The organism is Lutispora saccharofermentans (assembly GCF_024363565.1).
In the GTDB taxonomy this organism is placed as follows: domain Bacteria; phylum Bacillota; class Clostridia; order Lutisporales; family Lutisporaceae; genus Lutispora; species Lutispora saccharofermentans.
The window spans coordinates 128308-138492 of record NZ_JAJEKE010000010.1; the positions used below are offsets into that span (position 1 = coordinate 128308).

The 10185-nt window shown below is 43.1% G+C and carries 5 protein-coding genes and 1 pseudogene; 2 read left to right on the plus strand and 4 right to left on the minus strand.

Annotation, left to right across the window (positions count from 1 at the left end):
• Position 1: 1 nt before the first annotated feature.
• On the minus strand, positions 2-5812 hold the full coding sequence (locus tag LJD61_RS12180; protein ID WP_255227821.1) for a DUF5011 domain-containing protein: 5811 nt from the start codon (positions 5810-5812) through the stop codon (positions 2-4).
• Between the two features lie 318 nt (positions 5813-6130).
• Here LJD61_RS12180 and LJD61_RS12185 point away from each other — a divergent pair, with 318 nt between their 5' ends.
• On the plus strand, positions 6131-6808 hold the full coding sequence (locus LJD61_RS12185) for a TetR/AcrR family transcriptional regulator (RefSeq protein WP_255227822.1): 678 nt from the start codon (positions 6131-6133) through the stop codon (positions 6806-6808).
• Positions 6786-7244: a hypothetical protein gene (locus LJD61_RS12190; RefSeq protein WP_255227823.1), complete on the plus strand. Its 459-nt coding sequence runs from the start codon at positions 6786-6788 to the stop codon at positions 7242-7244. The genes LJD61_RS12185 and LJD61_RS12190 overlap by 23 nt, the downstream gene beginning before the upstream one ends.
• Before the next feature lie 113 nt (positions 7245-7357).
• Here LJD61_RS12190 and LJD61_RS12195 read toward each other — a convergent pair whose 3' ends face one another.
• The 3 genes and pseudogenes from LJD61_RS12195 to LJD61_RS12205 form a co-directional block, all read right to left on the minus strand.
• Positions 7358-8035, minus strand: a complete 678-nt coding sequence (locus LJD61_RS12195) for a response regulator transcription factor (protein WP_255227824.1) — start codon at positions 8033-8035, stop codon at positions 7358-7360.
• On the minus strand, positions 8007-9746 hold the full coding sequence (locus LJD61_RS12200; RefSeq protein ID WP_255227825.1) for a histidine kinase N-terminal 7TM domain-containing protein: 1740 nt from the start codon (positions 9744-9746) through the stop codon (positions 8007-8009). The genes LJD61_RS12195 and LJD61_RS12200 overlap by 29 nt, the downstream gene beginning before the upstream one ends.
• A gap of 131 nt (positions 9747-9877) precedes the next feature.
• A pseudogene (locus LJD61_RS12205) lies at positions 9878-10185 on the minus strand (hypothetical protein); the annotation flags it as partial.

Below are 10185 nucleotides of genomic sequence, written 5' to 3' on the forward strand. Positions count from 1 at the left end.
GCTACTGATTTACATATACCTGTATAGTTTTTGTCCTTCTTTCCCTATCCTGCAGGAAGAATGTGTACCAATTGAATGCCTCAAGCCTGACGGTTTCTCCGGGAGCAACAGTGTATCCTCCGGTCTTGAAATAGGCCTGGGTCCTTTTGCCCTTTTCCCACTTGAGCTTTAAGCTCCCCTCGCTGCCAAGGGCGCTGACTTTTACATCCAAATCATTTAAAATCACGCTTTCTCCTTCGGCGACCTCATCGTTGAGGAGAAGCACAATTTCGCCTGGGCTCAATACTTTTACAGTCCTTATTTCTTCACCGCTGTTGCCCACCCTATCGGATACCTTGTATCTCAAAATATATATTCCCGGTATTCCTGTATCCACACTTCCTTTTACAATAACCTGAGCTGATATATCTCCGTCTATATTGTCAACCGCAGTATATCCCGGTTCTATATAAGCTTCATCCTGAAAAATAGTTGTATAGGGCGATCCCTTAAGTGTTATCACAGGCTTGTCTGCATCAATATTTTTTACCTCGGCCTTTATCTCAGCGATGTTCCCTGCATCGTCCATCACTCTGAAGGTGAATTCCCCGTTCCTGTAAAAGGCCCTCTTCGCTGAGCCGCCGTTGTTTATGATCACCGAACCTTCTTCTGCCCGCAGTATGACCTCAACAGGCTTATTGGTCATTTCACCATTGCTGTATTCCAGGGACACTGCGGGAGGAGTCTTATCAATCCATGTTACAGCTGCTGTTTTTGATCCTTTGTTGCCTGCATAATCTTCAAACTCAAATACAAACTCTCCGTTTTGAGTAAATATATACTCCGTTTTGCCGCTGTTGGTCAAAATCCTTCCCGGTTCATTCATGATCAATACCGCTTTTACATCTCCGTTCGTACCGGTGAGCGGAGTATAGGCTATTTCAGCCGTCGGCTTTTTCCTGTCTATGTAGTTTACATCAAATGCCTTTACAGTCTCATTTCCCGCAGTGTCAACAACAGCAACCTCAATTATCTTATTCTCGGTGCATATGTAGTCGAACCCCGCTTCAGAGGATATGATGCTCTCCGGCTCCATATTGTGCCTTACTTTTGCAATGCCTGTATTGTCGCTGTAGCTTACTGTGATAATAACATTATTTCTGGTAGGCCTTAGAGTGTCTGCAACAATCCGGAGCTCAGGCGCCTCCTTATCTATGGTGCTCACTTTAGCTGCAGCAAGGCCCCTGTTGAAATTTCCATCTTCATAAACGAATGTAAACTCTCCGTTTTGCTCAAAGGTATAGCTGCTGCTGCCTCCGTTATTGACTATGGTATAGGGGCCGCCTTCTTCGGCTAAAACCAGCTTTGCCGTCACGCTTTTATTTATCATCATTTCATCCGGGTCATAGATTTTGGTCTCCCCTATATAATATTCAATGGTTCCCGCTGGAACGCCGTCAGACAGATTGCTGACCCTTGCGGTTATTTCACCTGTATTTCCCGCTTTATCCGAATAGAGAAAGGTAAAAGTTCCGTTTTCTACAAATTCAAAGGTATCCAGGCCATTATTGTTCAGTATCTCAACTTCCTCCCCTTTCTCCGGAAAGTATATCTCTGCAAATACCTTATTGGGCTTGAGCTCATCGGTATAATACCTGATGCCGGCTTCCGGCGCCGACTTGTCAATATTGGAAACGGTGACCTCCTCATACCCTATATTTCCTGCCTCATCCATGAATTCAAAGGTAAAGGTGCCGTTTTCATTAAACACATATTCTGATCCTCCCCCGTTATTCAGGATCTTTACATTTCTCCCCCTGTCGTCGTGGGTGAGCAAGATAGCTGTCACATCCCGGTTTGTGGGCTCTTCTGTGCTAAGATACACATATGCCTCCGGCGGAATCCTGTCAATATTGTAAACGCTGCCTGTTACTGTCCTTGTATTCCCTTCTTCACTAAAAACTCTTATCGATACGGAATGATCCCCATTATCAATAAAGCGGTATGTATATGTATCAAGTGAATCCCCTTCCGCCGTAGGGCTTGTTATACATGCTGAAGCGGGGTTGGGTGTGAATTCCGCTCTGATGTTTTCATTTGTGAGGCCTCCTGAGTCACCGTACATAACATTCATATAACTTTCAGGAGAGGTGATCGTATATACTGAAGCAACCGCTGTTCCGGTATTCCCTGCTTTATCTTGGAATTCAAAGGTGAATTCCCCGTTTTCATCAAACACATATCTAAAGCTTCCGCCATTGTTTGTTACCTCCACAGGTTCGTGGGCATCAAGATATACAGTGATCGGTGCTGTATCTCCTCCGGCATATATGATGCTGCCTTCCGGCGCTTCCTTGTCTATATTTTTTACCTCTGCTTTTATACTCCCACTATTGCCCAAAGTGTCCTCAAACCGGAACAAAAATTCCCCATTCTCATCAAAGGTGTGGGTAAATCCGCCTTCGCTCAAAATCGTATAGCCGTTTATATCCTCCAAATGAAGGGCAGCGGTTATGGATTCATTGGTCCATATATCTCTGGGATGGGAATATGTGACATATGCCTTTGGAGATTCCCTATCGATATTATTTACAACAGCCTTTATATGAGCCTTATTCCCGGCACTATCCGCGATGACAAACTCAAACTCTCCGTTGCGGTTGAATACATAAGAGCTGATTCCATCATTATTGAGCAAGGCCGCATTATAATTGTCATTCATTGTCAAGCTTGCAATCACACTCCCTGCTGTTGGCCCTGTGATATCATAGGCCACCTCTCCTGTGGGAGCAGTTCTGTCCAATATGATGGAAGCTTCATATATATCTGATATATTGCCGACCCCGTCCATGAACCTGGCAAATACCCGCTGCTCCCCGTCTTCTTTATCTGCAAGGGCCCAATTGCAGATCGCCAGTCCATCTTCATAGGTTATATCCTTCCAGTCCGCTGGCTGTATTGCCTCTATTGCCTCATCCTCAAGCATTGTCCTATCATCCGATAATATGGTCTTAAAGGTTTTACCGGCTATTGTTTGCAGTTCATCTATTCTGAGCTGCAGCGGTACATTCAGCTTGTTGGTATATCCGCTGCCAAAAGCGATGCTCCCTGATGGCCTGGTCAAATCTATGCGGAGCGGCTCCGTAAGGCAGGTGATTTGCTCATTGCCCAATGTATCCTGAAGCATTATATGCAGATACCATACCCCCTCAGCGGCAGGATAGGTTACTTCCCCTTGATTGGAAGCAATGCCTATGTCTATCCACTCTGAAGGCTCATTATCCGGTGATGCTGATATTCCATATTTGAACAAAGCTACATCAGTATAAGCATCCTTAAGCTCTGAATAGGAGAATTTGAATATGTTTTGGGCAATTTCCTTATCATATGTTATATCTACCGTTGGAGGGCTATTATCGAAGCAGAACTCTGCAGGATTTCCATCCTCAAAAACTGTTTTATCCGTACTATTACCGGCAAAATCCTTCGCCTTGATATTGAGATGATATCTGCCGTTTAAAGCATCGCTTCCCCTTATGATAATGGATTGAAGATTTTCAAAGCTGGCAGGGATCCTTTCTACGCCGGTTGCGTCTACCCAGTTTACAGAAAAATCATCACTCCGTAAATCTACATATGACATATCAATTATTTCTATACTGACCTCATGATCCTTTTGAAATACTTCCGGCTCTCCCAGATCTTTAACCTTGATTATGGGAGGATCAAAATCAAAGGATATCTGGTTTTCAATTTGTGTCCAATTGTAATATTCGTCATAAAACCTGGCTATCAGCTTGTAGTATCCGGTATCAGATATGCCACCAAGCACTCCATCTATGCTTGCAGTGCCTTCCATACTATCCAATTCCAATGCACGCCACATGCCGTCATCCTTAATGCCTCCGGATATGTCAGGTTCAGTGACCGGCTCATAGTCCCAGGTGCCCATATCCATAGTCAATAAAGCATATAAAAACTTACCCTGCAAAGCCCTATCCTCTATGTGGTATTGTGCTGAAACAGGTTTTTCGTCTATATAAATGATTTCACCTGAAGCACGAGGGCCTTCATTGTCAAAATAAAAGGCTTTGCTGCTGATGCTTTCGGCTGCTGTGCCGTTTGATGCCAGTATATTGAGATAATATACACCTTCCAGCGGAGCATCAAAGCTTGTCCCTTGTATATGATATTTGCCGTCCTCTGCAGGCAGCACCGCTTTGTTTATTACATCTGTACCCTCTTTATAGGTCTCTCTTGTCCAAAGATATTTTACCTCTTTAATGCCGCTCTCCAAATCCTCCGCACTGAAAGAAACCGTACGGCTTGCGGCATATAGGGTATCTTCTTCTTCATTGAGGTCCACTGCTGTCCCATCGCCGTGAATGCTCTTATCCCAGGTTATGGCTGGCGGGGTAGCATCATTTTGGTTTACTCCAAAGCATATATAATTGTTCCCGTATACGTTTCTCGCTTCATCATTTACCTCGGCATAAAGCGTGAACTCCTGATAAGGGGGTATGCCGCTTCCATTGGGAATATCAATTTTGACTGTATAGGTGGTATAAGTATCATCCTCTACGGGTATTACAGTATTGCTTATGAGCATTTTCTTCTCCGGCCCTGTTATTTTGATACCGCTTATATCTCTATATTCCCAATGATAAATCAAGGTGAGAGGCGACTGCTCAGCCCCCCTGTTTTCCTCGCGAACTATAATATCCACGCTTGTCCTGTCCGGTTCGTAGGTCTTATAGCTGTCATATGGCCATGCTGGTGAAATTATTTCGGGAACTGCATTATCCAGCTTGAGTTTATATTTCTCTATATTCGGCTTCTCTATGTATCTGGCATCGTTTCCTCCAATGTCCCCTACAGGTATGCTGAAAGGGCCCGCCTCACCGGGATTGTAAAAGAATTTTACAGTGCCGCTTCCTTCCCCCAATCTGTCCGCACCGGCAAGCGGAATCTGATACTCATGGGAGTATTTAGGCGAGGTGCTGCCCGGAATATCTCCTAAGAGCATTGAGCCATCTCTATGCAGAATATTTGTCATCAGAAAAGTACTCATTGATATAGTTACCGGTTCATTATACTTTACACTCCCATAAATTGTATCCGAAGTATTGACCCAGTTATCCAGATATTCCCCTGTATCCTCGTCCTTTTTCAACGGCACTGCATTGCCGTTATAATCCCTGATTCCATCCACCGCTGCACCGGTCATTGCAGGCGATGTTTCATCGGAAACCCATACCTTGATGTTATCCAGATACACGTCCAGGTCACTTCCGCCATCCCTGTCCGCATATATATCCACTTTTATGCTTGTGGTGCCGGCAGGAAGAATAATCCCGGTTTTCCGCAGCGTTTCCCAGGATTTATTTCCTATATAATAACCTGAATCATGAATAAGTGCGGTACCGTTTTTATATAACCGGACTTTAAACCGATCATTATCACCATTGCTATCATCCCATCCGAAATAGTCTACTGAAAAATTAATTGTTAGCTGCCCCAAATTGCACAACATCTTTTGTTCCTCATTCAAATTGACAGTTCTTGCAATCTCAGCATCAGCCATTTCTCTCGTACCGTCTTCGTCATTTTTGAAGTAATAGAAATATCCCGGGTTGCCGCCGGAAGGCCCGTTCTTAAGAGAGGCAGCCCTTGCAACCTCATCATTCAAATTTGTCCAGGAGCCTGGAGAACCTCCATCGTCATTGAGCAAATACCATTGATATCCGCCGTATACTGTTATGCTTGAAAAAGACATATACATTATCATTATCAGCATGAATGCCAGAATCGGCTTCATTTTTGCACTGTTCAATCCAATCCCTCCCCATAGTATTCGATAGTTCTTCCGTACTTTATATCAATAATCTGAAACTTCTGTATAATTACTTAGATATTACATATTTTTCTGCAAATATACAATGTACTAAAGTACAGTCACAAGAAATAAAAAAATACAGCCCTTATTAGCAGCCTTCCAATAAGGAGGTTTGCAAAGGTCAAAATGGTTTCTCATAACAGCATTCCATATACTTCTTGTGCTAAAACGCTGCACTTAAACTAACGTTTGTTAACTTTATATTTGATTAAACTAGCGATTGATATTATAATAAAATCAAAGGAGATGGGATGTATGGATAATGTGAAAAGCGATGGCGCCCAAAAACGCAAAAGAGGAGTGGCAACAACACGCCAAATTTTGGACATATCCGCAGATTTGTTTGCAAAAAACGGATATGACGGCGTTTCGGTGCGTGCCATTGCAGAGAAGGTTGGAATTAAAGAAAGCTCATTGTATAACCACTTCAAAAGCAAAGCCGACATTCTCGAAACCCTTTTTGACGAGTTCATAAAATATGCTCCCGAAACAAGGCCGTCGAACGAAGAAATTGATCAAATGCTCATGCTTATGGAGCCGGAAGAAGTGTTTAAAAGCATTCTTTTCTATGTTGGAAAAAACGTCGGTAGCACTCTCGCAAACACAGCAACGATTATTGATTGTGAAAAGCACAGAAATCCACGAGCTGCCGAAATGTATTACCGGTACCTCGTCAAGGAGCCTGCGGATTATTATGAAAGACTTATTAATAAGATGATCCGGCGCAAAATGATTAAACCTGTCGAAGCCCGTATCATAGCGGAACAATATAACTATGTATCAATTGCTCTGACAAAGGAATACATTATGGCACAACATGGACTTGCAGATGTAAAATCTGTAGTGGGATATATGGTTAAAACACTCAAATTCTTTTGCGGAATGATGGAAAAGGATAGCGGTGGGCGCGATGAAAAGAAAGAGAAAGTATAAATCTTTGAGTGAAAGATATCCGCCATCTGAACCGTGCAGTTGTGATATATGCAGATCATATTGTCTTCGTCCGGGCTGGTGGACCGTTGAGGAAGCATCAAAGGCTATCAAAGCTGGCTATGGAAGCCGCATGATGCTGGAAATTTCACCCGATATGGCCTTCGGTGTTCTCTCCCCTGCATTCAAAGGTTGTGAGGGGAATTTTGCCTTGCAGGAACATGCAAACAATGGATGCAATTTTTTGAAAAACGGTCTTTGTGATCTACATGACACAGGCTATGAACCGCTTGAATGCCTTTATTGCCATCATCTAAGAAAAGGCCTTGGTCAGAAATGCCATGAGGTTCTTGAAAAGGATTGGCAGACGCCAGCAGGACAAAACTTAGTAAAATGCTGGATCAAGCAGATAATAAAGAAGAAGGTTACCGATGGATGACAACCGGCCTTCCGGAGCTGTCCTGCTTGATGCCGAGTGTTTGGATTGGTCTATCAATTTGAGTATATTGAATGCCTGGCACAATGCGGGGTTATTCCATATACCCTATTTTTTTATTTTTGAGTCTTCTCGACAAGACCCGTCCGGGCAGCATAAGCGATCACCTGAGCCCTGTTTTCAAGATGCAGCAGCTCGATGATCCTTCCCATATGGTATTTGACAGTCCGCTCAGTGAGCCCCAACGCATCTCCCGCTTCCTTATAAGTTATTCCTTTAGCCACCATTTCCAGTATTTCCGTCTGCCTCAGGGTGAGCTGCCTCTCCCGGCTGTCCTCCGAAGGGTTCTCCATATGCTTATGCTCATAGGAGCTATTGTTTTTAAACTCCTTTAAAAGCCGGGAAGCTAAATCCGGCGAAAGGGGAACCTCTCCTTTTTCAAGATCAGACAGCATATCTACAAGCTCTCTGGCGTTGGTGTTCTTCAGAAGATACCCTGATGCTCCGTACTTCACTGCATCAAAGAGATCCCCATCCTCCTCCGATGTGGTAAGCATGATTATCTTTATTTCCGGCATTTCTGCCTTTATCAGCTTTAATGCATCTATTCCGGTGCACTCAGGCATCTTGATATCCATTAAAATAATATCCGGCTTCAATGCGCGAGCCTGCTCCAATGCTTCTCTGCCATTTTGGGCTGCACCGGTTACATCTATGCCATAGGTTTCAAGGAGATATTGAAGACCCTCCAAAAATAAAGGATGATCATCTACCAGCATTAGTTTCATCTTCATTTTTCCCACCTTTCCCGACAGGCAGATATAAAGCAATCCTGCTGCCTTTTCCCGCAGGCGATTCTATGCGAATTTTCGCCCCTATTGCGGCGGCACGCTCCCGCATTATATTCAATCCGAATTTTGTACCGGCGCTGTTTTCGTATAAACTGCAATCAAAGCCTTTCCCGTCGTCCTCTATGATAGTGCATAGCTCCTCCTGTGAAAGTGAAAGGGATATTTTCACATTATCAGCCTCCGCATGTTTCCTCACGTTGTTTAAAGCTTCTTTTATGATATTAAGCATGTTCAGCCGTATAGCAGGCTCCAGTACCTCACCTGTAAAATCAGCAGGCATATCCCTTTTAACATATATGCCGGTTTCTTCCTCAAATCTAATGATATCCTTTTCTAATGCTGTGATAAAATCCTTTTCGGTAAAGGCGGCACTCCTGGCATTGCGTATATATCGCCTTATCTCATCATGGGTCTCCTGTGTGACGCCTATCAGCTTGTCCAGCTTGAGAGAGGCCACTTCTACCCCTGCATTCAGAAGTTCCTGCTTGATGCCCTGAGCCTGTAAGCTTATGAAGCCTAAAACCTGTCCCAGATTGTCATGCATATCTCTGGCCATCCGTTCCCTCTCCTCAATCACTGCAAGCCTCCATTGATGCCTTAAAAACTCCTGCTGTGCCTGCTTCTTATCAGTTATATCATATATAACTGCAAGCCTTCCTATAAGAGTACCCTCCCTGTCAGCAAGGGGAGAAAGCAATGCCTCATAAACCTTTGCATATTCCATGGCATCTATTGAAAACTCTGTGTGTGCAATATTCCTGTCCATACAAGCCTTAGCCAGCTCCGGAATTTTGGGGCAGGCTTCTTCAACCCTTTTGGCAGAAGCTTGCGAAGCAGTCAAACCTATGATCCTTTCAAAGGCCGGATTCATATCCAGCACCCTGTCCTGCAAATCAAGTACCAATATCCCTGCTTCCATTGTCTCAATCACAGTAGCACGTGCCAAGGGTATCAAGTCGAACATCTTATAGCGAAAGATACCCCATGTCATTATCAACCCCGCCGGTCCAAAGAACACTGGCGTGATATCAAATCTTTTCACAGGGCTGATGCCTGAAATATACAGCATATTGGGTATAACAATTAAGCTTAAGCCCAAAAACAATGCAAATGCTTGCTTTCTGTATACCGTGTTCTTTAAAAATACCGCTCTGGCGATAAGTATCCATGCAGTAATATTCAAAAAATGCGAATATGCAGCATGAATATAGAACATGGGACCGTATTTTTTAGCTATGACCGGAAACAATCCGCTGTAATCCATATGCATCTCATACCTTATCAAGCCGTGCATTCCATCAGTCCAAACGAGCATTATGATAATTGTAGGTATAACAGCAAGCCACCAAACCTTTTTATTTCTTACCCATCCATGATATCCGGTGAATTCCATACATAATACAAGCAATGTTACAGGAGAATAGCAATAAGCAAAGTATTGGATATTCGCCCAAAAAAGCTTGGTGCCGAAGTCGGTCGCCGCCATTTCAAGAGCATTGCCGGAAGACCATATGGTCACTACAAACATGCTGAGTATAAAGCTGACGGCACCTTTTGCGTTTTTTCGCCTCAGCAATGCATATATTCCCAAAGATAATGTAATGCACGAAGACACAATCAAAGGCCATATATATGGAATATATTGAAATCGCATACTCTCACCATGCCTTGCTAATAATATACTATTTATATTAAGTATAAGATATTAACCTATTTAATGGAACAAAAATATGAAAAATGCTTATTATTAGTATTTTATGGCATAAAAAAAGCAGGAAATCAACCCTACTTTACTTTTTTTATATTATATATCTCTGTCTCGTTCTCCAGGGTAGCTGTTTCGATCCTTTTCAGCTTATCGATTATTTCTTTATGCTCTCGCTTATTTTCTTCGTAGTGGCTTTGTTGTATTTCTGCTAATTGCTCCAACTTTGTCTGCATCTGCTCCTGCGTCAATTCTATATTGTCAAGCCTTTTATTAATATTGGTTTCAGCATTGATTATTTTGCCGGATAGGCTATTATACATTTTCTCTACCAGGTCATAAAGCTTATCAATCTTATCCTCCATGGCTACCCCTCCTTGTAGATTTA